This window comes from Nonomuraea sp. NPDC003727, assembly GCF_053586935.1.
Genome location: NZ_JBSFNE010000001.1, coordinates 397323 through 423008 on the forward strand (window position 1 = coordinate 397323; position 25686 = coordinate 423008).

Below are 25686 nucleotides of genomic sequence, written 5' to 3' on the forward strand. Positions count from 1 at the left end.
TATATGCCCACTTAGCCTGACCTGCATGCATAAAAGGCGATTCTTCGGAGGAATCGCGCTTATCGCGGTCGCCGCCAGCGGCTGCGGAATGGCCACCGCCTCCCCCGAGCGGGAACTGCGCGTCCCCGCCGAACCCACCATGATCAGCTTTGTCGACCCTTCCGAGGTCCCAGGTCTGACAACCAGGACGCTCACCCACGGCGACGCGGGTGACCGGGATGTGTACATCGCCTATCCCGAGCTCAAGGACACGCCCGGCCTCAACGCCAGACTCCGCTCGCTGGCCGAGAGCAGGATGAGCCGCTTCGCGCGGGTCTCGGCCGCCGCGCCCCCGCAGCCGCGCGCCGAGCTCAACACCGACTGGCAGCTGACCGCCGCCACCCGCGACGTCGTCGGCGTGCGCCTGCGCACCGGCGAGTTCGCCGGGGCCAGCTGGGCCAACTCGCTCCGAACGGTTTGGTACGACAGGGTCAGCGACAAGGTCGTCGAGTCTCCCGACCTGGTCACGGCGCTGCCCCCGCTGGCGACGCTGGTCCGGGCCGAGCTGAAGAAACGCGCCGCCGAACTCGACTACGACGCGGTGGGCGCCGACCGGGAGCTGTTCGACTCGATGGCCTTCAACAGCCAGGGCGATCTCGTCGTCGAGTTCGACGACTACCAGGTGGGGCCGGGCGCGCTGGGCCGGGTGGCCGTGGCCCTACCGAAGAAGCGGGTGGAACCGCTGCTGTCGCCGACCGGCTGGCGGGCGCTGGCGGCCGCGAAGGACGCCGTTCCGTCACCCGCGGTCAGCGGGGCCTCCGTCAAGAGCCCGCCGGCCGTGAGCTCGAGGGCCGGCAGCGTCGACTGCGCCAAGACCAAGTGCGTCGCCCTGACGTTCGACGACGGGCCGGGGCCCGCCACGCGACAGCTGCTGGAGACGCTGGACAGGTATGGCGCGAGAGCCACGTTCTTCACGGTGGGCACCAACGTCGCGGCCAACCCGGGGCTGGTCGGACTCATGCGCGAGAAGGGCCACCTGGTCGGCAACCACACGTGGTCGCACCACGACCTGACCAAGCTGTCGAGCAGCAAGGTCACCAACGCCTTCGCCAGGGCGCAGAGCGCGATCAGCGTCCAGATGGGGCAGACGCCCACCCTCGCCCGCGCGCCGTACGGGGCGGTGAGCGAGGAGGTCAAGAACGCCGCCCGCCGGATGGGCCTCTCGCTGGTCTCCTGGGACGTCGACACGAATGACGCGAACGGCGCCGACGCCGCGCAGGTGGTACGGCACGCCGTCTCAGGCGCGCATCCCGGGGCGATCGTCCTCATGCACGACGGCCAGGACACGGCGGTCCAGGCCCTGCCGGAGATCCTGCGGCAGCTGACCGCGCAGGGCTACGCGTTCGTCACGGTCCCCGAGCTGTACGACGCGCCCGGAATGGCGCCTGGCCGCGTCTACTCCTCGGGTAAGCAGCCCCTGACGTAGGTAAGCCTTCGTGGGCGCATATAGTTAGGCAGCGTGAACCGAACCGTCCTCTTCGCCCGCCTGCACATCGACCTGTGCCGGCTCGCGGCAGGGCTGTGTCGTCCTAGTCGTTCTCTCGCGTCTGCCTGATTTCACCGCGTTTACCCGTGATGCTCCTCACGGAAACGTGTGACCCCCGAGGACTTAGCATGGAATTTGAGAACGTGCCACGAGCGCAGTCGAGGAGGACTTCGCTGTGACCAAGCAGGTTCAGCAACTCGACAGAGTGATCATCCGGTTCGCCGGCGACTCCGGCGACGGGATGCAGCTCACCGGCGACCGTTTCACGGCCGGAACGGCGGAGTTCGGCAACGACCTGTCCACTCTGCCCAACTTCCCCGCCGAGATCCGGGCACCCGCAGGAACGCTCCCCGGCGTGTCGAGCTTCCAGCTCCACTTCGCGGACCACGACATCCTGACGCCGGGTGACGCGCCGAACGTCCTCGTTGCCATGAACCCGGCGGCGCTGAAGGCCAACCTGGGCGACCTGCCCAGGGGCGCCGACATCATCGCCAACACCGACGAGTTCACCAAGCGCAACCTGCAGAAGGTCGGCTACGACGCCAACCCGCTCGAGGACGGCTCGCTCAGCGAGTGGCGCGTCCACGCGATGCCGCTGACCTCGCTCACGGTGAAGGCGCTCGAGAACTTCGACCTGTCGAAGAAGGACGCCGAGCGTTCCAAGAACATGTTCGCGCTCGGGCTGCTGAGCTGGCTCTACCACCGGCCCACCGAGCACACGATCACCTTCCTCGAGCAGAAGTTCGCCAAGAAGCCCGAGATCGCCAAGGCCAACATCGCGGCCTTCCAGGCCGGCTGGAACTACGGGGAGACCACCGAGTCGTTCTCGGTCTCCTACGAGGTCAAGCCCGCCAAGCTGGAGCCGGGCGTCTACCGCAACATCTCGGGCAACCAGGCGCTGGCCTACGGCCTGATCGCGGCCGGCGTGCAGGCGAAGCTGCCGCTGTTCCTCGGCTCCTACCCGATCACCCCGGCCAGCGACATCCTCCACGAGCTGTCCAAGCACAAGCGTTTCGGCGTGCGCACCTTCCAGGCGGAGGACGAGATCGCCGGTGTCGGCGCCGCGCTCGGCGCCGCCTTCGGCGGTGCGCTCGGCGTGACGACCACCAGCGGTCCCGGCGTGGCGCTGAAGGCCGAGACGGTCGGCCTGGCGGTCATGACCGAGCTGCCGCTGATCCTCGTCGACGTGCAGCGCGCGGGCCCCTCGACGGGCATGCCGACCAAGACCGAGCAGACCGACCTGCTGATGGCCATGTTCGGCCGCAACGGCGAGTCGCCGGTGCCGATCGTGGCGCCCTCCTCGCCGAGCGACTGCTTCGACGCCGCGATCGAGGCGGCGCGGATCGCGCTGAAGTACCGCACGCCCGTCTACCTGCTGTCCGACGGCTACCTGGCCAACGGCTCGGAGCCGTGGCGGCTGCCCGACATCGCCGACCTGCCGGACATCTCCACGACGTTCGCCACGGCGACGGACGAGGAGTTCCAGCCCTACCGGCGCGACAGCGAGACGCTGGCCCGCCCGTGGGCGATTCCCGGCACGGCCGGCCTCGAGCACCGCATCGGCGGCATCGAGAAGTCCGACGGCTCGGGCAACATCTCCTACGACCCCAACAACCACGACCGCATGGTCAGGCTCCGCCAGGCCAAGATCGACGGCATCGACGTGCCCGACCTCGAGGTCGACGACCCGACGGGCGACGCCAAGGTGCTGGTCATCGGCTGGGGCTCGACCTACGGGCCCATCGCCGCGGCCGTGCGCCGGATCAGGAAGGACGGCGGCAAGGTCGCGCAGGCGCACCTGCGGCACCTCAACCCGCTGCCCGCCAACACCGGCGACGTGCTCAAGAGCTACGACAAGGTGCTCCTGCCGGAGATCAACCTCGGCCAGCTGGCGCTGCTGCTGCGCGCGCGCTTCCTTGTCGACATCATCAGCTACAACCGCGTGCGCGGGCTCCCGTTCAAGGCCGAGGAGCTGGCCGGAGTCATCCAGGACGTGATCGACAGTGAGTGAACTCGTCAACGGCAAGGGGCTGGCCCTGATCCCCAAGGCGGAGGGGAAGCAGACCCTGAAGGACTTCAAGTCCGACCAGGAGGTCCGCTGGTGCCCCGGCTGCGGCGACTACGCCATCCTGGCCGCGGTGCAGAGCTTCCTGCCCGAGCTGGGGCTGCGGCGCGAGAACATCGTGTTCGTCTCCGGCATCGGCTGCTCCAGCCGCTTCCCGTACTACCTCAACACCTACGGCTTCCACTCCATCCACGGCCGGGCGCCGGCGATCGCGACGGGGCTCGCGGCCAGCAGGCCCGACCTGAGCGTGTGGGTGGTCACGGGTGACGGCGACGCGCTGTCGATCGGCGGCAACCACCTCATCCACGCGCTGCGCCGTAACGTCAACCTCAACATCCTGCTGTTCAACAATAGGATCTACGGTCTGACCAAGGGCCAGTACTCCCCCACCTCCGAGATCGGCAAGATCACCAAGTCGACGCCCATGGGCTCGCTGGACAAGCCGTTCAACCCGATCTCGCTGGCGCTGGGCGCCGAGGCGTCGTTCGTGGCCCGCACGATCGACTCCGACCGCAAGCACCTGCAGTCGGTGCTGCGCGAGGCCACCGCCCACCGGGGCACGTCGCTGGTGGAGATCTACCAGAACTGCAACATCTTCAACGACAACGCCTTCGAGCCGCTCAAGGACCCCGAGGTCCGCGACGACATCACGCTGCGCCTGGAGCACGGCCAGCCGATCGTCAGCGCCACCAAGGCCGTCGTCAGGAACGACGGCGGCGGCATCGAGGTGGTGCCGCTGGCCGAGGCGGGCGACCGCGTGCTGGTGCACGACGCGCACAACCCCGACCCGTCGGTGGCGTTCGCGCTGTCGCGCCTGGACGATCCGGCCTTCGAGCACGTGCCGATCGGCATCTTCCGGCAGGTCGACCGGCCGGCCTACGACACCCTGATGGCCGGCCAGCTGGAGGAGGCCGTGGCGCAGAAGGGCCCCGGCGACCTCAGCGACCTGCTCATGGGCGGCGACACCTGGCGCATCAGCTGACCTGACGGGGCGGGCGGCAGGCGCCCGCCCCGTAACGGTGGCCCCGTTTGGACCGATACACCCCACGCTGAGTTCGCGATCAGAGGGGGATGGTCATGAGCACGCTGCAGGCGTTACGCAACCGGTTCGTGGACGCTCCGAACTCCGTGGGCGCCCGGGCCAGGCGGCGGCGCTGGGACCGGTTCGCGGCCGCCTTCCCGAACATCTCCGAGATGTCGGTGATCGATCTCGGCGGCACGTTCTCCGCGTGGGAGCGGGCTCCGGTACGGCCGGCCCGCCTGCACCTGGTCAACCTGATGGACCCGCCCACCGACCTGCCCTCCTGGGCCAGGGCCGACCGCGCCGACGCCACCGAGCTGCCGAAGGCGATCCTGGGCGGCGACTACGACCTCGTCTACTCCAACGCCGTCATCGAGCACGTCGGCGGACACATCCGGCGCGAGCGCTTCGCCGACAACGTCCGGGCGCTGGCCCGCCGCCACTGGGTGCAGGTCCCCTACCGCTACTTCCCCGTCGAGCCGCACGTGCTCTTCCCCGGCTTCCAGTTCCTGCCCGTCGCCGCCCGGCGGATGATCATCAGCCACTGGCCGCTGGTGCACACCGCGCCGCGGGACCGGCTGCACGCGCTGCGCGACGCCATGGAGGTGGAGCTGCTGAGCGTGACGGAGATGCGCTACTACTTCCCCACCTCCACGATCGCCTTCGAGCGGATGGGCGGCCTGGTCAAGTCGATCATCGCGATTGGCTGATCTTGTAGATGTGGTAGCCGTGCTCGGAGGCGAACGTGTCGGTGAAGCGCCCGTGCTCGACAGGGATCGTGCGGTTCTCGAAGAGCACCTCCACCTCGGCGGTCGCGGCCAGTTCGGCGGGCAGGGTCAGCGAGCGGCTGCCCGGTTCGCTGCCCCGCTCGATCATGGCGAAGACGTAGAAGGAGCCGCCCTGGCCCTTCAGCATGGTCTCCAGGCCCTCGCCGAAGTCGTAGGCGTAGGACTGGGTGTTGAGGACCGGAGCCAGCTGCTTGATCTGCCGGTTGACCTCGGTGACGGCGGCCCTGACCGGCCGGTAGCACGGCTCGCGCAACGCGTGGTGGCTGACGCAGGGGCCGCCGAAGCTGTGGTTGAAGTAGAGGATGCCGCGGGCCTCGTGGATGATCGAGCTCATCACCGCGCCCTTCACCTGCTCCGGTTCGACGGCGCGCAGTCCGGTCCTGTTCCGGTCGCTGAAGGGCCAGCCGACCTCGACGAAGTTGTAGACGGGCTGGAGCTTGCCGTCCATGGCGTCGAGCCGGCGCTGCTTGTCCATGAGCCAGCCGTAGCCGGCCGCCCGCGGGCACTCATTGTCCGGAAATTTCAGGATCGTTTTGGCTTCGACGCAGATCCCCGCGTCGGTGTACCAGTACATGTCGGCCGAGACCAGATCGGTGTAGCCGTTGACGAACTGGCTGTTGTCCTTGTCGCTCCACCACATGCCGACGCCCTTGCCGAAGTTGGCGTAGTACATGCGGCCGTCGCCCTTGGGCAGCTTGTCCTTCTGCGTCCTCATCGCGGTGAAGCCGCACCCCTCACCCTTGGGCGGGACGCAGGGATCGCCCGCCCCGGCGAACCTGCCGTCCCACCGGGCGTTGCCCGGCCGCGGGAACATGTCGGCCTCGTCGGCGATCACCCAGCCCACCGTCTCCGGCCCCGACCCGGGCAGCGGCCTGGTCGTCATCGCCGACATCCCGTGCTTGTCGACCAGCTTCAGGTCGCTGTCGCCGGTGAGCTCGACGTAGAGGTTGATCCCGGCCTCCTTGTCGGCCAGCACGTCCTTGTCGGCCAGCACCGACTCGTACCAGACGCCGATGGGGAAGAACGACGGATCCGTCCACCCCCGGGCCGCGGCCACGGGGAAGCGCCCGTAGTAGGCGGGGCCGCCCTCCCACGGCACCCGCGGCAGGTCCAGGGTCACGGCCGCCGGTCGGCGCGGCAGCGCGCCAGGGACCACGGCGAACAGGACGGCCGCCAGCACCGCTACGGCCGCCACCCCGCCGAGCACGTAGCTCCTTCTCACGGTCACGCCTCCCCGATCCTGATCTTGTAGATGTGGTATGTGTCCTCGGAGTCGAACGAGTCGGCGAACCTGCCGTCCGCGCCGATGGCGACGGTCCTGTTCTCGAACAGCACCTCCGCCTCGCGGGCCGTCGACAGCTCGCTGGGGACGGTGATCGTGCGCGGCCCCATGCTCCCACCTCGCTCGAGCATCGCGAAGAGGTAGAGGAAACCGTCGTGCCGCTTCAGCATCGTGTCGAGGCCGGGCGCGTAGCCGTACCTGAAGGACGGGCTGTTCAGGACGGGCGCGAGGCGCACGATCCGCCGGTTGAGCTCGGTCACGGCGGCCCTGACCCGGGCGCCGCACGGCGCCCGCAGCAGGCCGGTGGTACGACACGCCCGCCCCGCGCTGTGGCCCAGGTAGATGACCCCGCGCGCGCCGTGGATCAGCGAGCTCAGCACCGCGCCGCCGACCTGCCGGGGCGTGATGGCGCCGTCCCCCTCGCGCGGCCGGCCGAGCTCGACGATGGCGTAGACCGGTTGCCGGCGCGCGTCCTTGGCGTCGAGCGTGCGCTGCCTGTCGATGGTCTCGCCGTAGTTGGCCGCCAGGCGGCAGTGGGCGCTCGCCAGGTTCATGAAGCGCCCGCCCTCCTCGCAGGCGGCCCGGTCGGTATACCAGTAGAGGCTCGTGGAGACGGCGTCGGTGTAGCCGTTGACGAACCTGGCGGCCTGGTCGCTGGTGAGCCAGTACATGACGCCCTTGCCGTAGGTGGCGTAGCGCAGGCGGCCGTCGTCGGGCAGGCGGCGGGAGAGGGCGCGCATGGCGGTGTGGCCGCAGCCGGCCTTCGCGGGCACGCAGGCGGGCGCGCCGAAACCCGCCACGCCCGACCAGCGGGCGTTCCCCGGACCGCCCCACATGTCGGCCTCGGTGCCGACGAGCCAGCCCACGGTCTCGGAGCCGTGGCCGGGCAGCGGCCGGCTCGTCAGCGCGGACATGCCGTACCGGCGCAGCAGGCGCGGGTCGCTGTCCCCGGTCAGCTCGAAGTAGGTGTTGATGCCCGCCGCCCGGTCGGTGGTCACGTCCTCGCGCGTGCGCACGGCGGCGAACCACACCCCGACGGGGAAGAAGGAGGGCTTGGTCCAGCCGGCCCGCACCGCCGCGGGGAAGCGTTCGTAGTAGCGCGGGCCGCCCTCCCACGCGACCGGTTCCAGCTCGACCCTGACCGGCGAGAGATCGTCACCGGCGGGCGCCGTGCAGGCGGTCAGCGCCAGCAGGATCGCCGTGAGCGCGTACCGCCTCCTCACCCGGGCGGCCTCTCGGCCAGCGCCCGCAGCTCGGCGGCGCGAACCGACCAGTCGTCGCCGAGCACCGAGGCGCGCAGCGCGTCGGGTGGCCGCGGCGGGCCCTCGGCCAGCGAGACCCTGATCGCCTTGACGAACAGGTCGGCGCCGGCCGCCACGCGGACCCTGTCGGTGTAGCGGGACAGCTCGCCGTAGTCGGTGCTGACGACGGGCAGGCCCAGCGCCAGGTACTCCTTCAGCTTGATCGGGTTGGCGTGCCTGATCCAGTCGTTGTCCAGCCACGGCATGAGGGCGACGTCGAAGGCCGAGCCGTAGGCGGGGATCAGCTCGTAGGGACGGAAGCCCAGCCAGTGGACGTTGGGATGCCTGGTCAGCCGCTCGATGGGCCCGTTGGCGTCACCGATGAGCACCAGCGAGACCTCGGGCAGCTCCAGCGCCACCCGCTCCAGCAGGTCGAAGTCGACGACGAAGTCGTCGAGCGCGCCGAAGAAGCCGACGCGCGGCCCGGGGAGGCGGCGCACGTCCGCCGGCCACCGCTCGGCGGGCACGCGGGTGAAATGCGCCAGGTCCACGCCGTGGTCGAGGAAGTGCGCCCGGTCGCCGGCCAGCGCGGCGTCCTCGGCCATGAGGGTCCTGCTGACGTAGACGACGCTGTCGGCGTGGCGCAGGAGCCGGGTCTCCATGTCCTTGACGGCCTGCCCGCCGCCCTCGGGGAAGGCGGAGTGCCGGTCGGAACGGTTGAAGACCAGCGCCCTGCGCGGCATCGGCCGCACCACGTCCCAGGCCGTCGGCAGGGTGACGACGACCACCGGGCGGCGCAGGCCGAGCGCCGCGCACACCGCCGCCACCTGGGCTCTGACCAGGAGCGCGCTCGCCTTCCTGCCTAACGAGGAGCCGTACAGCGGCAGCGGGAGCGGCGACATGACGTAGAAGTCCGGCGCGGGCCGCCGGACGAACTTGGCGACGCTGCGCAGCTTGCGGCCGATGCGCCGCAGCGTGTTCGTGGACCTGCCGGGCACCGGCATGCGCAGGCCGATGCTGTTGACGACCAGCACCCTGCGCTGGGCCGACAGGTGGCGCATCAGCTGGAAGTCGGAGTGCGCCCGGTTGTGGTACCACCAGTCCTGCGCGGAGAAGCAGACGTAGCCCGGCGGGGGCGGGGCGGCACCTGGCGGGGGCGCGGTCGCGCCCGGCGAGACCGGGGTGGCGCCCGGCGAGACCGGGGTGACGCCCGGCGAGACCGGGGTGACGCCTGGCGCGGACGGCCACTCGGCCATGGTGAGCAGCTCGCGCAGCGCCGCCCGGTGCCTGGCCCTGGCCGGCGCCCTGCCGGCCTCGTTGAGGGTGACGGCCGCGCGCATCAGCGCGCCGCGCGGCCTGCCGTACAGGCTGCGGTGCAGGCGCACCCGGTTGGCGGCGGCCAGCGCCCAGAGCCGGTCGGAGGCAACCTGGTCGCCGCCGAGGTGCACGGCGACGGCCTCGGGCTCGTACCGTACGGCGAAGCCGTGCCGGCCCGCGCGCAGCATGTACTCCGTCTCCTCCGAGTACAGGAAGTAGCGCTCGTCGAGCGGGCCCAGCGCCTCGGCGCAGGCGCGCGAGACCAGCCACGCCGCGCCGGTCGCCCAGTCGACGGTGCGCGCCCGCAGGTAGTCGCGCGGGTCGGCCACCAGCTCGCCCAGCGGCGCGATCCGGCCCGCGCGGAACCCGCCGAGCGCGGCCTCTCCCAGCGCCCTGAGCACGGTGGGCCGCCGGCGCAGCGAGAGCTGTAGAGCTCCGCGCTCGTCCAGCAGCCGCGGTACGGCGATGCCCACGCCGGGCCGGTCCAGCGCCCGCAGCAGCAGGGCGACCGCGCGCGGCCGCAGCCTGATGTCGGCGTTGAGCACCAGGACGTCGCGGCCCGCGGCGGCGGCCAGGCCGGCGTTCACCCCGAAGGCGAAGCCGCCGTTGCGGCCGGTCTCGATCACCTCGACGCCCTGGCCGTAGGCGCGGACCCGCTCGACGGTGTCATCGGGTGAGGCGTTGTCCACCACGATGATCCGGGCGTCGGGCACGCCGTCGAGCCCTGGACCGAGCGACCGCAGGCAGTCCTCGATGATCTCGGCGGCGGCATAGGTGACGATCACCACGGCAAGGGGCATGAACCAACCATTCTCGCGAGCTCAGGGCCTGCGTCCGGTGAGCCGCCGGGCGGCGGCGACGGTGAGCACCTTGACAGCGAAGGGGGCGTCCTCCCGCAGGTAGCGGCGGGCCAGCCGGCCGGGCTCCAGCCACAGCCGGTGCAGCCACTCGCCGCCGGCCCGCTGCAGGAGCGCGGGAGCGCGGCTGAACTGCCCCGCGGCCATCGGGATGCCCGCGCCGCAGCCCAGGTGCCAGGCGTGCGGCAGCAGGGGGCGGAGGGCGGCGATGGTCTTCTCCTGCTTGGGGAAGCCCAGCCCGACCAGCACGAGGTCGGGGGCGGCGGCCACGACCTCGGCCACGGCCGCCCGCATGCCGCGGTCGGTGGCGTCGAAACCGAAGGGCGGCGCGTGGCAGCCCGCCACGCGCAGGCCGGGGCAGCGCTTGGCCAGTTCCTCTCCCGCGCGCTCGGCGACGCCCGGCTCGCCGCCGAGCAGGAAGACCGAGCGGCCCTCCGCGGCGGCGCGCTCGCTGAGGCTCCAGACCAGCGAGGCGCCCGTGACGCGCTCGGGCACGCCGAGCCCGGCGAGCCTCGCCGCCCAGACCACCGGCATGCCGTCGGCGACGACCAGCTCCGCCCCTGCCACCAGCGCGGCGAGCGCGGGGTCGCGGCTGGCCTTGCGGACGATGTCGATGTTGGCGGTGACGATCGAGCCGCCGGCGCCACGCGCCCAGCCGGCGGCGACGTGGTCGGCGACGTCGGCTTCGCTGAGTGCCATGACCGCGACCGCGCCGACGCGGACACGCCCCGGGACGGGAGCCCTCACCGCGCCGCCCGATCGCCCGCCGGCCCGCCCGGCGCCCGCCCACCCGCCGGCCCGCCGGGCGCACCGCCACCCGCCGGCTCACCCGGCGCGCGCGCCCCGTCCGGTACGGCCCGCACCGAGCGCAGCAGCGCGCCCGACAGGCCGACGAACAGGAAGGCGATCCCGCTGGTCGTCTCGAAGGAGTTGAGGTCGAAGGTCGCGCAGCCCACCAGGGTGACCAGGAGCGAGGCGGCCAGGCTCAGGCCCAGGTCGCGGGTGGTCGGGTCGCTCGACAGGTAGCGGGCCCGCAGCGCGGCCCAGATGGCGGTGCCGAACAGGCCCACCAGCGTCGCCACGCCGAGCAGGCCGCCCTCGACGGCCGTCAGCAGGTACTGGTTGTCGAAGACGATGTCGTAGGGCGGGTACCAGGTGCCGTGGCCCCTGCCGAGCAGCGGGTGCTGCTCGATCGCGTTGAGCGCGATCGCGTAGTCGGCCGTCCGGTAGCGGATGCTGGAGTCGTTGCCGATGTTGTCGAACAGTCCCGCGATGGCGCCGACGAGGCCGGGGGCGGCCAGCCGTACGACTGCGAGGAAGAAGACGAGCGCGATGATCGCCTGGACGCGCCGCCTGGCGGGCCAGTGCGACAGCAGCAGCAGTCCGGCGGCGAGCAGCCCGAGCACGGGCGAGCGCGACGCGGAGAACACCAGCCCGGCGGCGACGAGCGCGCAGCACACCCACCAGCGCAGCGCGGGCAGGCCCCGCTCGCGTGCGGCGAAGGCGTAGTGCAGCGCGATGGGCAGGATCATCGAGCACACCACGCCGAACTCGATGGGATGGCTGGTGGTGGCCGCGGCCCTGTTCAGGCCGTTGCGTTCGAGGATCGCGGGCGCCTCGCCCCTGACGCGCGTGCCCGGCACGACGATGTCCATCGTGGGGTCGTAGGAGAGGAGGAACTGGATGCCGCCGATCACGCCGAGGATCGCCCCTGCCACGACCGCCGTCTTCAGCACCAGGTCGACGCGGTCGCGGCCGTGGACCCCGTCGCAGGCCACCAGCGCCACGCCGACCAGGGCGAGCGCGATGACGCCGATGTGGTCGGCCAGGTCGAGCTGGCGCGGCTCGAGGTAGGCGACGGCGGCCTGGGCGTAGCTGGCCAGGTAGGCGACCGCGTAGAGGTAGACGGCCGTGCGCACCGGGTTGGCGCCCTTGGCCGCGCCGAGCGTGAGCGTGAAGTGGGCGCACATCCACCACAGCGCCGCGAACAGGCCGACCGCCTCGGCGGGGGTGAGCGCGAACGGCAGGCCCCTGAGGATGAGCCGCGCGGGCACGATCATGAGGATGACGACGAAGAGCGCGGCGAACGTGGCGCCGTCGGCTCGCCGGCGCGCGGGCCGGTCCGTGACCGGCGGCGCGAGCACCGCGGTCACGGCTGGAGCACCTCTTCCCGCTCGGGCACGGCGGGAGCCGTTTTGGCACGTTCCGACCGGCGGCGCAGCGCCGCCGTCGCGCTCTCGGTGGCGAAGGCGGCGGCCAGGCTGGCCAGCAGGCCGAGGAGCAGGACGGCCGCGGTGTAGCGCAGGCGGTCGTTGCGCAGCGCCACGGCGTCGGTAGGCGGCAGGATCTCGGTGAGCACGATGAACGTCGTGGGCGGGGCCTTGAGCTGGACCTGCCGCTTGTCGAGCTCGGCCCTGGCCCGCTGGGTCACCCGCGAGACGATCTCCTTGGCGGCCCGCGGATCGGAGCTCATCCCCTCGATGAGGACGAACGGCTGGCTGAAGAGCAGTTCGGGGTTGGGGCTGCCGTTGTTGACCTCGTAAGTGGTCTCGCCGTGCGGCCGGGCGCCGAGCTTGGTCATCGTGTCCTCGGCGCCCAGGATCTGGACGAGGACCTCCGCGGTCATGTTCAGCCCGTAGTTGTAGTTCAGCAGCGGGTTGGCTTCCATGATCTGGTCGCGCCGGTCGCCCAGCGTGGACGGCCCGGTGATCGGCACGGTCAGCGACAGCACGGCCGACGACTGGTACATCGGCGGGATGCTCGTGTAGATCCCGTAGGAGCCGGCGAGCGTCACCAGCAGGGCGGGGACGGCGACGTACCATCGCCGCAGCACGACCCCGATCGCCGCCCAGAAATCCAACTCATCTCCCCACTAACCGATAAAGCACGATAAATCAGCTCTTTTCCGGTTCGTCATCGTCTTTCACGACCGGGATCGGCGTCGTTCGGTCGACGGTGGATTCCACGTTCCTGGCCTTTTCCCTGCCTTCGGCGAAGACCAGGACCCTGCCATTGATCTTGCGCGGCGGTGTGATCTTCTTTTCCGCCGGCTCGGGCCGGTTCTCGGCCACCGGTACGGCCCGGCCACGGCGGAGGATCACCAGGTACGCCAACCCGAGCCCCAGCGCCACCCCCAAGCCGAAGGCCCCGGCCGTCGCCATGATCGTGTTGCTCCACACCGCCTTGGGGGCGAGGGTGGTCACGTCGTTGAGCGCGATGTAGGTGCTGTGCGGAGCGCCCAGGATGCGCTGCTGGTTGAGCAGCTCGGCGCGGATGCGCTTCTCCGTCCTGGCGATGGTGTCCAGGACGGTCACGCCGGCGGGCGCCTCCACCGCGACGTGGACGAACGGGCCCGCCGTGGTGATGCCCATGAGCTCGGCGTTGGAGCGGCCGTCGTCGACGGTGAGCTTGATCTCGCCGCCCTCCACGATGCCCAGTTCCTTCTGGATCGCGGGGTTGTTCATGGTCAGGATGAGGATGCCGGCGACCGTCCGCATGCTGTCGCTGTACTGCAGCAGCGGGTTGGTCAGGCCGACCGGCTTGGTCTTGTCGAGGGACAGGGTGCCGCCCGAAGGAGGGGCGACGAGGATCATGGACGAGCTGGCCGCGTAGCGGGCCGGGACCTGGAAGAAGGCCACGGTGGCCAGACCTGTGGAGACGAGGAGGACCGGTAAGGTCACCCATTTCCGACGTAACAGCGCAAAAATACTTTCCCAGAAGCCCACATGTACCCCCCACGCCTCTGGCATTGGTACATATTCCTGGCGATCCGCCACCAGGTCCTACAGCCCTCTATCTGAAGATCGCCCTTCAACGTTACGGTTATCCGACTAGCGAGTCCAGCCCGGATAAATCCAGACATGCCTTTTTGCTTCGCCGTAATGGAGGCTGACAAATGGCCGAAAATTCACCCTCGTTCGTGGGGCGCGCGGCACCGGAGATCGGGCTCGGTCTGTGCGTCTACAACGGCGAGCCGTACCTGAGCGGATCGCTGGCCTCGATCCTCGCCCAGGAGGACGCCGACTTCGAGCTCGTCATCGCCGACAACTGCTCGACCGACGCGACCGAGGAGATCTGCCGGGAGGCGGCCAGGAACGATCCACGCGTCCGCTACCTGCGGCGTGACCGTAACATCGGCGTCATCGCCACGCACAACCGGATCGTCAGGGAGACGCGCGGCGCCTTCTTCGCCTGGGTGACCTCCGACGACGAGTACCGCAAGGACCGCCTGTCGCTGCTGGCGGCCGCGCTGCGCGACCGCCCGGAGGCCTCGATGGCCTTCTCCGGCGCCGAGGAGGTCGACGGCGAGGGCACGCTGATCGAGGTCTGGCGCACCACGGCGGCCACCGACCATCCCGACCCGATCGTACGGCTGCGCGCCAAGCTCGACTTCTACGACGAGACGCTGCAGTTCTACGGCCTGATGCGGCGCGAGGTCCTGGAGCGGGCGATGCCGCTGCAGCCGGTCGTGGCCTGCGACAGGGTGCTCCTGGCGCAGCTCGCGCTGCTCGGCCCCATGGTCGCGGTCGACGAGCCGCTGCTGTGGCACCGCAACCACGCCGGCAGCGTCAGCAGGGCCAACCACGCGCGGACCTTCCGCAGGCGCGAGGCGCCGCGGGAGAACCCGCGCTGGTTCCTGCCGAACGTGGAGGAGGGCCGCTGCCTGGTGCGCGTCATCAACCACACGCCGATGCGTCCCGGCGCGCGACTGCGGGCCTACGCCGCGATGCGCCCGTGGCTGCGGCGCAACGCGGTGCCGATGGCCCGCAACCTCGCCCACGTGGGCGTGGGGCTGGTGCGCGGCAGGTCCGGCTGAGTCAGCCGGCGACGAGGGTGCGGATCTCCCTGAACCTGGCGCGGGAGATCCCCACCAGAACGTAGGCGACCAGGCCGGCGGCGCCCGCGAGCGCGAGCCGTACCAGGGAGAAGGCGCCGTCGGTCGCCGTCATCACCAGCCAGGCGGTCCCGCCCGCCGCCAGCCCGCCGAGCAGCGGCCGGACCGCCGCGGGGCCGATCGGCCCGAGCGCGACGCCCGCCCGGCGCAGCAGCACCCCGGTCAGCGGCAGGGTGACCAGCACGCCGACGGCGGCGTGCGCGATCGCCACGCCGCGGATGCCGCCGAGGAGCGCGCCCGCGTACAGGGACGGGATGAGCGTCACCGCCCACACGACCTTGAGCATCGCGATGGAGCCGACCGCGCCCACCGAGGTGAGCACGTCGGAGCAGGTGTTCATGACCATCCGCACGGCCATGAGCACCATGAGGAACGACAGGGCCGCGGCCGAGGGCAGCCACCGCTCGCCGTACAGGAACGGCACCACGACCGGCGCCAGCACGCCGACCAGCACCGCGACCGGCGTCACCACGATCAGCAGCATGGGCACGATCTGCTGCACCTTGGCCGACAGGTCCTCGGGACGCTCGTCGGCGACCCTGGAGAAGCCGGGCAGCGTGACGTGCCGCAACGCCTCCCCGATCAGCCCGGGGACCCAGTTGGAGACGTTGAGCGCCAGCAGGTAGTAGCCGAGCACGGTGGCGCCGAACACCTTGCCGACGATGATGGAGTCGGCGTTCAGCAGCAGGGCCTCCACGCCCAGGCCGAGGGCCAGCGGCATGCCGAAGCGCAGCAGCCTGAGCATCGGCTCGCGGCGCAGCCCGAACCTGATCGGCGCCCCGGACCAGACGATCATCAGGATGCCGCTCACCCCGGTGGAGGCGACGGCCCCGAAGGCGAAGCTGTACGGCCCGGCGCCCGCCAGCGCGCCGCCGATCGCGACCGGCACCTGCACGCCCACGCCGATCATGGTGGCCAGGGCGATCTTGCCCTGCTGGAACCTGCGCAGCAGGACGGCGCTGCGCACCCCGACGAATCCGTCGATGACGATCAGCAGCGCCATGACCCTGACCATGCCGGCGGCCTCGGCGTTGCCCGCGAACCCGGCGAAGGCGGGGGCGCCGAACCATAAGGCGGCGTAGACGGTGAGGCTGAAGGTGAGCACCATCGTGGTCGCGGTGGGCAGCACCTCCTCGATCCTGCCGCGCCACTGGACGATCGCGGCCACGATGCCGGCGTCGTTGATGTGCCAGAGGAACTGCTGGGCGGCCAGCGCGACCGCGTAGATGCCGAAGTCGGCGGGCGCCAGCAGGCGCGCGAGGACCAGCCCCATGCCGAAGGAGGCGAGCCGGGTGGCCACCCTCGCCACCAGCCCCCACCTCAGGCCCTTGCCCGCCGACCCCGCCCTGTCGGTGATCTCAGTCTCCGGCATGTGCCTTCCGCTCCTTCACTCGACTCGTTCGAGCCAGATCTCCCGCCAGTAGCCGAAGTGGCCGCGGGGGCAGTTGAAGTTGTGCCTGCCGGGGCAGACGAACCCCTCGATGAGGACGCTGGGCGTCTTCATCTCGAGCATCCGCCCGGTCGTCTCGTCGAGGCAGCGCTCGACCCGCCCGGTGACGACGCCGGTCTTGCCGCAGTACATGGCCAGGTCGTTGTCGAAGCCCATGCCCCTGTTGCGGAGCTTGGCGTCGAGGGTGCCGGCGATCTCGTCCTTGGACCTGACACGCACCAACTCTCCGGGTTCGAGGTCGAGCGTGGCAACGGGTGTGGGCCCCGCGACCCGGCCCTTGAGGAACCCCCATGGCAGCCCGTCCCTGAACCACAGCCGCCGGGGCAGGATCCTGGTGCTCCACACCTGCAGCCGGCCGAACAGGGCGATCAGGAAACCGCGCAGGGTCTCAAGCGCGCCGGTGTTGCCCGAGCGGTAGTCCCACAGGAACTGGCGCAGATCCTTGAGCGGCAGGCGCTCCGGGGCCGCCCGCAGGATCTCCGTCGACTGGCAGGAGTAGCGGGGGGCGCCGTCCTCGAACGGCGCCTTCCTGGTGGCGCGCTCCAGGACGGTGACGTCGACGGGTCCGACCGCCCGCGACCGCTCCCGGCCGTCGGCCCTCCTCAGCCAGGCCGTCTTCCAGTAGGTGAGGCAGGCGGCCTGGCAGCCGCCGTGCGCCTGGCCGTCGCACCGCGCTTCGGCCAGGTGGACGGCGTCGCGCATCCGCCGGATGCCGGTGCGCTCGACGGTGTCGCACAGCTTGTGCGCGACCTTGGCGACCGTCATCCGCCGGCCGCAGAAGGCCAGCATCTCCGGCATGAACGGCAAGCCGTCGAGCTCGCCGTTCTCGTCGAGCGTGGCCATGATCTCCTCGGCGCTGAGGACCTCAACCAGGTCCCCGACCCTGTACTCGATCATCGTGTTCCTCCTCTTTCAGCAGACCGGCTCGTGCTAGTGCGCTCGCGGCAGCGCTCACCGCGGTGAAAGGGAGCCCCGAACGAATCGCGATGTCCAGCAGGCCGTGCTCCCCGTCGGAGAGGTTGAGCACCCACAGGATCGCCATCTGGTCGATGTCGGGACGTCCGTACAGCCCTCGTGGTCCGAGCCACGGCTCGCCGTACGGCTCGAGATTGATGTAGGTGCCTTCCTCCTCCAGGACGTGCACGATCTGCTCGACGGCGGAGAGGGTGTCCGCCATCGCCTCCTCGGTGACGAACGAGGGGTCGTCCGCCGAGGTGTGATATTCGGGGAACTCGCCGTTGGGCGTTCTGGTGAGCCGCCCGACCGGCAGGTCGAAGCCCGGCGAGCAGAAGTGGCGCTCGTCGTAGCCGAACGGGACGAAGTCGCGCAGCTCGTGCTCGCGGGTGGACAGCACGTGCGCCGCCGCCCTGTCGATCAGCGCGTCGCCTCTGCGGCTGCGCTTGTAGGTCAGCCGTCCCGGATCTCCGGCGCAGGCCAGCACGAGGCCGTGCCTGATCCGGTGCGCCGTGTCCCTGTTGCGGGCCAGCCAGGCGATCGCGCCCAGCGCCGCGGGCGCGAACAGGAACCGGTAGGTGAGGCGGGGCCGCCGGCGCGCCAGCCTGGCCGCCAGCTCGACGGCCACCGCGATGCCCGCGAGCGTCTCGTTGGCCAGCGCGGGATGGCAGGTGTGGCACGAGATGAGCACCTCGTCGGCGGTACGGCCGCGCACCACGTGCTCGCCGTAGGTCAGGTGCCCGTCGGACAGCGTGGCGTCGATGCGCACCTCGTACTCGCCCTCGGGCAGCTCCTTGAGCGCGTTCTCGCTGAGGCAGAAGCCCCAGTCCCGCTTGAAGTAGCCGGTGCGGTACGGCACCAGGTCAGGCTGCTCGGGCAGCGTGTGCAGGCGCGGGCGCAGCTCCTCCAGCGTCATCGTGGCCGCGACCGGCACGCTGTTGCCGACGACGTGCAGCGGCGACCGGGCGAAGTCGATCACCCTGCGCCCCGTCGCGTCCTTGACGTAGGCGTCGGTGATGTTCCACTCCTGGGGCACGACCCAGTCGAGGACCCTGGTTCCCGTGGGCACCTCGTGCAGGTCCAGCGGGATCGTCTCGGCGATGATCGCCAGCGTGCGCCGCACGCCGTCGCCCGTCATGCTGCGGCAGATCGGGTGCAGCCGCTCGACCAGTTCCTTCATGGGCGCAGCGTCTCGTCGACCGTGCCGTCGGCGCGCCGGGCGGCGATCCTGGCCAGGCGGGTGAAGCGGTGGTCGAAGGCGTCCTGGGTCAGGCCGTGCTCCCGGTAGGCGTCGACCAGCTCGTGGGCGCCCGCCTTGACCGACCAGCCCGCCTCGTAGCCGGGCAGCGCGGCGCGGATGCGGGCGAAGTCCACCCGGTAGGAGCGGGGGTCGTTGCCCGCCTCGCCGGTGATGAGCAGCCGCGATCCCGGTACGGCCGCGACGACCTCGGCCGCGATCTCCGCGACGGTCACGTTGTTCTGCTCCGTGCCGACGTTGAAGGCCCTGGCGTGGACGGCCTCGCGCGGCGCGGCCAGCGCCAGCTCGAAGGCGCGGGCGATGTCGCGGGCGTGGACGAGCGGCCGCCACGGCGTGCCGTCCGACAGGACCCGTACGGTGCCGGTCAGCAGCGCGTGGCCGACCAGGTTGTTCAGCACGATGTCGGCGCGCAGCCGCGGCGAGAACCCGAACGCGGTGGCGTTGCGCAGGAACACCGGCGAGAAGTCGGCGTCGGCCAGTTCGGCGAGGTCGTCCTCGACCCGCACCTTGGACTCGGCGTAGGGGGTGACCGGCCGCAGCGGCGCGTCCTCGGCGACCAGCCCGTCTCCTCCCGACGCGCCGTAGACCGAGCAGGTGGAGGCGTAGAGGAAGCGCCGCGCGCCCGCGTCGCGGGCGAGCCTGGCCAGCCGGACGGCGGCGTGGTGGTTGATGTCGTAGGTCAGCTCGGGCGCGAGGGCGCCGAGCGGGTCGTTGGACAGGGCCGCCAGGTGGATCACCGCGTCGCAGCCCTCGACGTGCTCGGGCCGCACGTCGCGCAGGTCCACCGGATGGCCGGGCGGGTCGGCGGGTGCCGGGCCGAGCACGCAGTCGGCGAACAGCCCGGAGTCGAGGCCGACCACCTCGTGGCCCGCCGCGGTGAGGATGGGTGCCATCACGGTGCCCAGATAGCCCTGGTGGCCGGTCAACAGAACGCGCACAACTGCTCCTTGGTCATCAGCGGGGGTCCATGACGAGCTTGGTGGCGTGGAACGCCTCGGCGTACCTGCGCTGGCACTGCACGCCGCGCACCCGGGCCAGGGCGCCGAAGGCCTCGGCGTCGAACCAGCTCCGGCCGTGTTGCGAGGGATAGTGCTCGTGCAGCAGGCCGATCTTCTCGGCCATCAGGTCGTCGGTCAGCGGCACGAAGACGCTGGGCTGGGCCAGGTCGGACTCCCACTTGAGGATCTCGTAGCCGAGCACGTGGTGGTCGCGGAAGACGGTGGGCACCAGCGCGGCGAGGCCGCGATGGTCCTGGTGGGCGTCGTGCGGCGCGGGCGCGAGGATCAGCGAAGGGTCGCAGCCCTCCCGCAGCTCGTGCAGGGCCCGCTTGGCGCGTTCCCAGTGCGCGGGCAGGCGGCCGTCGGGCAGGTCAAGGACGCGCACGTCGAGCTCGGCCTTCGGGCAGAAGGCGGCCAGCGCGGCGCGCTCCTCCGCCTCCCGTACGGTGCCCCCGCCCGACAGCACCAGCGCCGTGACCCGCAGGCCCGGCCGGGCCCCGCACAGGCCGAGCAGGGTGCCGCCCGCCCCGATGGCCACGTCGTCGCAGTGGGCGCCGAGCAGCACGATCTCCTCAGACCGCCCGGGAGAGAGCCGAAACACCGGCGATCCGCCTTCCCTCCCACAGCGCCCAGGGCCGCTCGCCCCTGGAGTACTCCTCGTCCAGCGCGGCCCGCTCCTTGACCGTGTCGGTGGGCCGCCAGAAGCCCCGGTAGGGGTAGGCCAGCAGCCGGCCTTCCTTGGCCATCGCCGCGCACGCGTCGGCCACCAGGTCACCGCCGGGCGGGATCCGGTCGAAGACCTCGGGGCGCAGGACGAAGTAGCCGCCGTTGATCCACAACGGCATCTCGGTGACCGGCGTGATGCCGCCGACCCTGCCGTCGGCCCCCAGCTCGACGCAGTGGAAGGTGCCGGGCGGGGGCACGACCATCATCGACGTGCCCGCGTCCGACGCCCGGAAGTTGTCGATCATCTCGTCGAGCGGGGCGTCGGTGAGCACGTCGGCGTAGTTGGCCAGGAACATCTCCTGCCCGTCGAGGTGGCCGCGCACCCGGCGCAGCCGCTCGCCGATGGGCGAGTCCGTGCCGGTGTGGACGAAGGAGATCGACCAGTCCGAGATGTCCGTCGACAGCAGCTCGATCTTGCCGTCACGCAGGACGAAGTCGTTGGAGGCGGTCTCCTGGTAGTCCAGGAAGAAGCTCTTGATGTGCTCGGCCCCGTATCCCAGGCACAGCACGAACTCCTTGTGCCCGTAGTGGGCGTAGTAGCGCATCACGTGCCAGATGAGCGGGCGCGGGCCGACCGGCTGCATCGGCTTGGGCAGGTCGGTGACGCCGTCGCGCATCCGGGTGCCGCGACCGCCGCAGAAGAGGACGACCTTCACACGACCTCCAGTCGCGGGATGGGGAAGACCAGCCTGCCGCCCCACTCGTGGACGTAGGAGAGCTGCCCGACCAGCTCGTCCCGCAGGTTCCACGGCAGGACGAGCACGTAGTCGGGGCGGTCCTCGGCGATCCGCTCGGGCGGCAGGACGGGGATGCGCGTGCCGGGAGTGAAGCGGCCGTGCTTGTAGGGGTTGCGGTCGACGGTGTAGGCCAGCAGGTCGGGGCGGACGCCGCAGTGGTTGAGCAGCGTGTTGCCCTTGCCCGGCGCGCCGTAGCCCACGACGGTCCTGCCCTCGTCGGCCGCGTCGATGAGGAAGCGCAGCAGGTCGCGGCGGACCTTGGCGACCCGGCCGGCGAAGTCGGCGTATCCGGACAGCTCCAGCAGCCCGGCGGCCTTCTCGCGGGCGATCACGTCGTGCACGCGCGGGGACGGCGTGCCGTACGGCTTGGCCCAGAGCCTGATCGACCCGCCGTGGGTGGGCAGCAGGTCGACGTCGACGAGCGTCAGACCCCCGCTTGCCAGCGCCCGCTGGGCGGCGGCGACCGTGTAGTACTGGAAGTGCTCGTGGTAGATCGTGTCGTACTGGTTGAGCTCCACGAGCGTCAGCAGGTGCTGCACCTCGACGGAGACGACGCCGTCGTCGGCCACCAGGCTGCGCAGGCCCTGGGTGAAGCCCACCACGTCGGGGATGTGGGCGTAGACGTTGTTGGCCACGACGACGTCGGCGGGGCCGTGCTCCTCGCGCACCCGCCGCCCCGTCTCGGGCGTCAGGAAGGCCGTCAGCGTCGGCACGCCCTTCTCCACCGCCGCCGCGCCCACGTTGGCCGACGGCTCGATGCCCAGGCAGCGCACCCCGCGGGCGGCCACGTGCTGGAGCAGGTAACCGTCGTTGCTGGCCACCTCGACCACGAACGCCCCCGGCCGCAACGCCAGCCCGTCCACGAAGCGCCTGGCGTGCTCGACCCAGGAGGAGGAGTAGGAGGAGAAGTAGGCGTACTCGGTGAACGTCTCCTCCGGCGTGATCAGCGGCGGCAGCTGCGCCAGCCAGCAGGAGGTGCACACCCGCAGGTGCAGCGGATAGGTGACCTCCGGCTGGTCGAGCCGGTCGGCGGTGAGGAACAGCTCGCACGGCGGGGTGGCGCCGAGGTCGACGACGTCCGCCAGATCAGGCGAACCACATAACCGGCATATGGTCATGCATCATCTCCAGACACACGGGTTCTTCGGGTGGGAGGCGCGGGTGTTACAGCTACTCTTCGGATCATGAAGCCCCTCAGCATCGACGGCGCGTGGGCGTTCACCCCTCGGGTCCACGCCGATCCCCGCGGCAGCTTCCTGGAGGCCTTCAGGGCCGCCGACCTGCCGGTTCCCTTCGAGCTCGCCCAGGTCAACGTCTCGGTGTCCAAGGCGGGCGTGCTGCGCGGGATCCACTTCGCCGACGTGCCGCCGGGGCAGGCCAAGTACGTGATGTGCGCGGCCGGCAGCGTCCTGGACGTCGTGGTCGACCTCCGGGCCGGCTCCCCCACCTTCGGCAGGTGGGAGGCCGTCACGCTCGACGACCGCGAGCGGACCGCCGTCTACGTGGCCGAGGGTCTCGGGCACGGGTTCATGGCGCTGAGCGCGCAGGCCACGGTCGTCTACCTGTGCTCCACGCCGTACGCCCCGTCCCGCGAGCACGGCGTGCACCCGCTCAGCCTGGGCATCGCGTGGCCGGACCTGGAGCCGCTGCTGTCGGAGAAGGACGCCGCGGCGCCCACCCTCGAGGCGGCCCTGGAGGCGGGGCTGCTGCCCGACTACGCCGCCTGCCGGCGCTTCTACGCGGGACGGCACTGACGGGCCTCCTCCGTCGCCAGCGCCGGCCAGGCCGCGTGCAGCGCCGTCCGCCAGTGCCTGATCGGCTCGCACCTGGTGTTGGCCAGCACGCTGTTGGCGGGGCGGGACGCGGGTCGGGGACAGGCAGCGCCCGGCACCGGCCGCACCCGGCCTGGATCCGCGCCGAGCAGGGTGAAGACCTCCCTGGCCAGGCCGTACCAGGTGGTCTCGCCCGAGCTCGTGCCGTGGTAGACGCCCGGCATCAGGTCGGACGTGGCCAGCCGGACGAGGAAGGCGGCCAGGTCGGCCGTCCAGGTCGGCTGGCCGCGCTGGTCGTCGACGACGTCCACGGTCTCGCGCGCGGCGGCCAGCCTGATCATGGTGCTGACGAAGTTGGGGCCGTGCGCGCCGTAGAGCCAGGCCGTGCGCACCACGTAGTGCCCGGCGGCGGCGAGCTCGCCCGCCAGCTTCGTCCTGCCGTAGGCGTTGACCGGCGACGGCTGGTCGTCCTCCCGGTACGGCACGCGCGAGCGCCCGTCGAAGACGTAGTCGGTCGACAGGTGGATCAGCCGCGCCCCCGCCCACGAGCACGCGTCGGCCAGCACCCCGACCGCCCGCCCGTTGATGGCCAGCGCCTCGGCCTCCCTGGTCTCCGCCGCGTCCACGGCGGTCCACGCCGCGCAGTTGACCACCACGCGCGGCCGGTAGCCGCTGACCAGCTCGCGCACCGCCCGCTCGTCACGCAGATCGAGCTCGGCACGCGTCGGCGCCATGACCTGCTCTCCCGAACGGGCCAGCAGCGCGAGCAGGTCGGCGGCGAGCATGCTCCCGCCGCCGGTGATCAGCCAGCTCACGCCCACCAGTCCCGGTGGTCGGCGTACCAGCGGACGGTTTCCTTCAGTCCCTGGTCGAAGGGGATCGCCGCGCGGTAGCCCAGCGCGCGCAACCTGCTGTCGTCGAGGGAGTAGCGGCGGTCGTGGCCCTTGCGGTCGGCCACCGGCTCGACCTGGTCCCACCCCTTGCCGAACGCCTCCAGGAGGTGGCCGGTCAGCTCCCTGTTGGTCAGCTCGGCGGTGCCCGCGATGTGGTAGGCCTCGCCGGGGGCGCCCCGCTCGGCCACCAGCCGGATGCCGGCGCAGTGGTCGGCGACGTGGATCCAGTCGCGCACGTTGCCGCCGTCGCCGTACAGCGGGACCTTCCTGCCCTGGAGCAGGTTGGTCACGAACAGCGGGATGACCTTCTCCGGGTACTGCCGCGGCCCGTAGTTGTTGCCGCACCTGGTGATCGACACGTTCAGCCCGTGCGTGATCGCGTAGGCGCGGGCGATCAGGTCGCCGCTCGCCTTCGAGGCCGCGTACGGCGAGCGCGGCGCCAGCGGCGCGTCCTCCGTCCACGACCCGGTGTCGATCGAGCCGTAGACCTCGTCGGTCGAGACCTGCACCACCCGCGGTACGGCCGCCGCGAGGCACGCCTCCATCAGCGCCTGGGTGCCGAGCACGTTGGTGCGCACGAACTCGGCCGCGCCCTCGATCGAGCGGTCCACGTGCGACTCGGCGGCGAAGTTGACGACGAGGTCGTGCCCGGGGACGACCTCGCCCAGCAGGCCGGGGTCGCAGATGTCGCCGTGGACGAAGGTGTGCGGGACCTCCTCGAGGTTGCGCCGGTTCCCCGCGTACGTCAGCCTGTCCAGCACGGTCACCTCGGCCTCGCCCGCGACGAGCTGGGCGAAGTGCGAGCCGATGAAGCCCGCACCCCCTGTGACCAGGATTCTCTTCATGAACTGATCTGCACCTTGCTGTGATCGCCCAGCACGAGGCGGTGGGCTCTTGGTGTGTCGGGCGCGGGCGTGACCTGCACGTCGTGGCCGATGAGGGAGGACTCGATCCTGCGCACCCCTTCGATGGAGGATCGGGGCAGCACGATCGAGTACTCGATCTCGCTGCGGGTGATGACGCAGTCGGCGCCGATGGAGGTGAAGGGGCCGACGTAGCTGTCGGTGACGCGCGCGCCCGCGCCGATGATCGCCGGACCGACGATACGGGAGTTCTCGACCGTCGCTCCTGGCTCCACCACGACCCTGCCGATCAGCTCGCTGCCGGTGGAGGTGCCCAGCAGGCGCGGTTCGAGCGACTCCAGGACCAGGCGGTTCACCTCGAGCATGTCCTCGACGTTGCCGGTGTCCTTCCAGTAGCCGGTGATCCGGGTCGACTCCACCCTGCGGCCGTTGTCGATCAGCCACTGGATGGCGTCGGTGATCTCCAGCTCGCCCCGCCACGACGGCTTCAGCTCGGCAACCGCCTCGTGGACGGCCGGGCTGAACAGGTAGACCCCCACGAGGGCGAGGTCGCTCTTGGGCACGGCGGGCTTCTCCTCCAGCCCGACCACCCGCCCGTCGCGGTCGAGCTCGGCCACGCCGAACTGGCGCGGGTCGCCCACCCTGGTCAGCATGATCTGCGCGTCGGGCCGCTCGGCGGCGAACGAGGAGACGATCTCGCCGATCCCGCCGACGACGAAGTTGTCGCCGAGGTACATGACGAAGTCGTCGTCGCCCAGGTAGTCGCGGGCGACGAGGACGGCGTGCGCGAGGCCGAGCGGAGCGGTCTGGCGCAGGTAGGTGACCTGCGTGCCGAAGGCGGAGCCGTCGCCGACCGCGGCCTCGATCTCGGCGTGGGTGTCGCCCACCACCATGCCGATCTCGGTGACGCCCGCCGCCGCGATCGACTCCAGGCCGTAGAAGAGCACGGGCTTGTTGGCCACGGGCACGAGCTGCTTGGCGGAGGTGTGGGTGATCGGCCGTAGCCTGGTGCCCGAGCCTCCCGCCAGCACGAGTGCTTTCACCG

At 71.2% G+C, this 25686-nt stretch carries 23 protein-coding genes; 6 read left to right on the forward strand and 17 right to left on the reverse strand.

Going from position 1 to position 25686, the window contains the following annotated elements; translation table 11 throughout:
* The first annotated feature begins 25 nt into the window (after nucleotides 1-25).
* From ACWDLG_RS02055 to ACWDLG_RS02070, 4 genes are all read left to right on the forward strand, one after another.
* Complete coding sequence (locus tag ACWDLG_RS02055; protein ID WP_449914995.1) at nucleotides 26-1465, forward strand: polysaccharide deacetylase family protein; 1440 nt, start codon at nucleotides 26-28, stop codon at nucleotides 1463-1465.
* A 235-nt stretch (nucleotides 1466-1700) separates the two neighbouring features.
* The gene (locus ACWDLG_RS02060; protein WP_354907638.1) at nucleotides 1701-3536 is read left to right on the forward strand and encodes a 2-oxoacid:acceptor oxidoreductase subunit alpha; all 1836 of its coding nucleotides are present in this window, start codon (nucleotides 1701-1703) and stop codon (nucleotides 3534-3536) included.
* On the forward strand, nucleotides 3529-4572 hold the full coding sequence (locus ACWDLG_RS02065; protein ID WP_449914999.1) for a 2-oxoacid:ferredoxin oxidoreductase subunit beta: 1044 nt from the start codon (nucleotides 3529-3531) through the stop codon (nucleotides 4570-4572). Before ACWDLG_RS02060 ends, ACWDLG_RS02065 begins: the two co-directional genes overlap by 8 nt.
* A gap of 95 nt (nucleotides 4573-4667) precedes the next feature.
* Nucleotides 4668-5321: a hypothetical protein gene (locus tag ACWDLG_RS02070; protein ID WP_449915002.1), complete on the forward strand. Its 654-nt coding sequence runs from the start codon at nucleotides 4668-4670 to the stop codon at nucleotides 5319-5321.
* Here ACWDLG_RS02070 and ACWDLG_RS02075 read toward each other — a convergent pair.
* The 7 genes from ACWDLG_RS02075 to ACWDLG_RS02105 are packed head-to-tail and all read right to left on the reverse strand — an operon-like array spanning nucleotide 5305 to nucleotide 13776.
* Nucleotides 5305-6621, reverse strand: a complete 1317-nt coding sequence (locus ACWDLG_RS02075) for a hypothetical protein (protein ID WP_449915005.1) — start codon at nucleotides 6619-6621, stop codon at nucleotides 5305-5307. The genes ACWDLG_RS02070 and ACWDLG_RS02075 overlap by 17 nt on opposite strands.
* A gap of 2 nt (nucleotides 6622-6623) precedes the next feature.
* Nucleotides 6624-7904, reverse strand: a complete 1281-nt coding sequence (locus tag ACWDLG_RS02080) for a hypothetical protein (protein ID WP_449915007.1) — start codon at nucleotides 7902-7904, stop codon at nucleotides 6624-6626.
* Entirely contained in the window at nucleotides 7901-10039 is a 2139-nt protein-coding gene (locus tag ACWDLG_RS02085) for a glycosyltransferase (RefSeq protein ID WP_449915010.1), read from the reverse strand. Before ACWDLG_RS02085 ends, ACWDLG_RS02080 begins: the two co-directional genes overlap by 4 nt.
* Before the next feature lie 21 nt (nucleotides 10040-10060).
* Nucleotides 10061-10795, reverse strand: a complete 735-nt coding sequence (locus ACWDLG_RS02090) for a WecB/TagA/CpsF family glycosyltransferase (RefSeq protein ID WP_449915012.1) — start codon at nucleotides 10793-10795, stop codon at nucleotides 10061-10063.
* A gap of 44 nt (nucleotides 10796-10839) precedes the next feature.
* Entirely contained in the window at nucleotides 10840-12249 is a 1410-nt protein-coding gene (locus ACWDLG_RS02095; RefSeq protein ID WP_449915015.1) for an O-antigen ligase family protein, read from the reverse strand.
* On the reverse strand, nucleotides 12246-12956 hold the full coding sequence (locus ACWDLG_RS02100; RefSeq protein ID WP_449915018.1) for a hypothetical protein: 711 nt from the start codon (nucleotides 12954-12956) through the stop codon (nucleotides 12246-12248). The genes ACWDLG_RS02095 and ACWDLG_RS02100 overlap by 4 nt, the downstream gene beginning before the upstream one ends.
* A gap of 34 nt (nucleotides 12957-12990) precedes the next feature.
* Nucleotides 12991-13776, reverse strand: a complete 786-nt coding sequence (locus ACWDLG_RS02105; protein WP_449915021.1) for a hypothetical protein — start codon at nucleotides 13774-13776, stop codon at nucleotides 12991-12993.
* A gap of 215 nt (nucleotides 13777-13991) precedes the next feature.
* Here ACWDLG_RS02105 and ACWDLG_RS02110 point away from each other — a divergent pair, with 215 nt between their 5' ends.
* Nucleotides 13992-14912, forward strand: a complete 921-nt coding sequence (locus tag ACWDLG_RS02110) for a glycosyltransferase (RefSeq protein ID WP_449915024.1) — start codon at nucleotides 13992-13994, stop codon at nucleotides 14910-14912.
* A 1-nt stretch (nucleotide 14913) separates the two neighbouring features.
* Here the strand turns inward: ACWDLG_RS02110 and ACWDLG_RS02115 are convergent, their stop codons facing one another.
* From ACWDLG_RS02115 to ACWDLG_RS02145, 7 genes are read right to left on the reverse strand one after another with little or no spacing between them, the layout of a single operon-like run.
* Nucleotides 14914-16362: an oligosaccharide flippase family protein gene (locus tag ACWDLG_RS02115; RefSeq protein WP_449915027.1), complete on the reverse strand. Its 1449-nt coding sequence runs from the start codon at nucleotides 16360-16362 to the stop codon at nucleotides 14914-14916.
* 15 nt (nucleotides 16363-16377) lie between these two features.
* On the reverse strand, nucleotides 16378-17337 hold the full coding sequence (locus tag ACWDLG_RS02120) for a hypothetical protein (RefSeq protein WP_449915030.1): 960 nt from the start codon (nucleotides 17335-17337) through the stop codon (nucleotides 16378-16380).
* Entirely contained in the window at nucleotides 17306-18574 is a 1269-nt protein-coding gene (locus tag ACWDLG_RS02125; protein WP_449915033.1) for a DUF4910 domain-containing protein, read from the reverse strand. Before ACWDLG_RS02125 ends, ACWDLG_RS02120 begins: the two co-directional genes overlap by 32 nt.
* Entirely contained in the window at nucleotides 18571-19590 is a 1020-nt protein-coding gene (locus tag ACWDLG_RS02130) for an NAD-dependent epimerase/dehydratase family protein (protein WP_449915036.1), read from the reverse strand. Before ACWDLG_RS02130 ends, ACWDLG_RS02125 begins: the two co-directional genes overlap by 4 nt.
* Before the next feature lie 16 nt (nucleotides 19591-19606).
* Nucleotides 19607-20215, reverse strand: a complete 609-nt coding sequence (locus ACWDLG_RS02135; protein ID WP_449915039.1) for a PIG-L deacetylase family protein — start codon at nucleotides 20213-20215, stop codon at nucleotides 19607-19609.
* Nucleotides 20216-20222: 7 nt separating this feature from the next.
* Nucleotides 20223-21032, reverse strand: coding sequence for a sugar phosphate nucleotidyltransferase (locus tag ACWDLG_RS02140; RefSeq protein ID WP_449915042.1), 810 nt, complete (start codon nucleotides 21030-21032; stop codon nucleotides 20223-20225).
* On the reverse strand, nucleotides 21029-22231 hold the full coding sequence (locus tag ACWDLG_RS02145; RefSeq protein ID WP_449915045.1) for a methyltransferase domain-containing protein: 1203 nt from the start codon (nucleotides 22229-22231) through the stop codon (nucleotides 21029-21031). Before ACWDLG_RS02145 ends, ACWDLG_RS02140 begins: the two co-directional genes overlap by 4 nt.
* A gap of 66 nt (nucleotides 22232-22297) precedes the next feature.
* On the opposite strand from ACWDLG_RS02145, the gene ACWDLG_RS02150 reads away from it, so the two are divergent.
* On the forward strand, nucleotides 22298-22867 hold the full coding sequence (locus ACWDLG_RS02150) for a dTDP-4-dehydrorhamnose 3,5-epimerase family protein (protein ID WP_354907664.1): 570 nt from the start codon (nucleotides 22298-22300) through the stop codon (nucleotides 22865-22867).
* Here the strand turns inward: ACWDLG_RS02150 and rfbD are convergent.
* The 3 genes from rfbD to ACWDLG_RS02165 are packed head-to-tail and all read right to left on the reverse strand — an operon-like array spanning nucleotide 22849 to nucleotide 25684.
* Entirely contained in the window at nucleotides 22849-23700 is an 852-nt protein-coding gene (rfbD, locus tag ACWDLG_RS02155) for a dTDP-4-dehydrorhamnose reductase (RefSeq protein WP_449915048.1), read from the reverse strand. The genes ACWDLG_RS02150 and rfbD overlap by 19 nt on opposite strands.
* A complete protein-coding gene (gene rfbB, locus ACWDLG_RS02160; RefSeq protein WP_449915051.1) occupies nucleotides 23697-24623 on the reverse strand; it encodes a dTDP-glucose 4,6-dehydratase in 927 nt (308 codons plus the stop codon). The genes rfbD and rfbB overlap by 4 nt, the downstream gene beginning before the upstream one ends.
* Nucleotides 24620-25684, reverse strand: coding sequence for a glucose-1-phosphate thymidylyltransferase (locus ACWDLG_RS02165; RefSeq protein WP_449915054.1), 1065 nt, complete (start codon nucleotides 25682-25684; stop codon nucleotides 24620-24622). Before ACWDLG_RS02165 ends, rfbB begins: the two co-directional genes overlap by 4 nt.
* Nucleotides 25685-25686 lie beyond the last annotated feature (2 nt).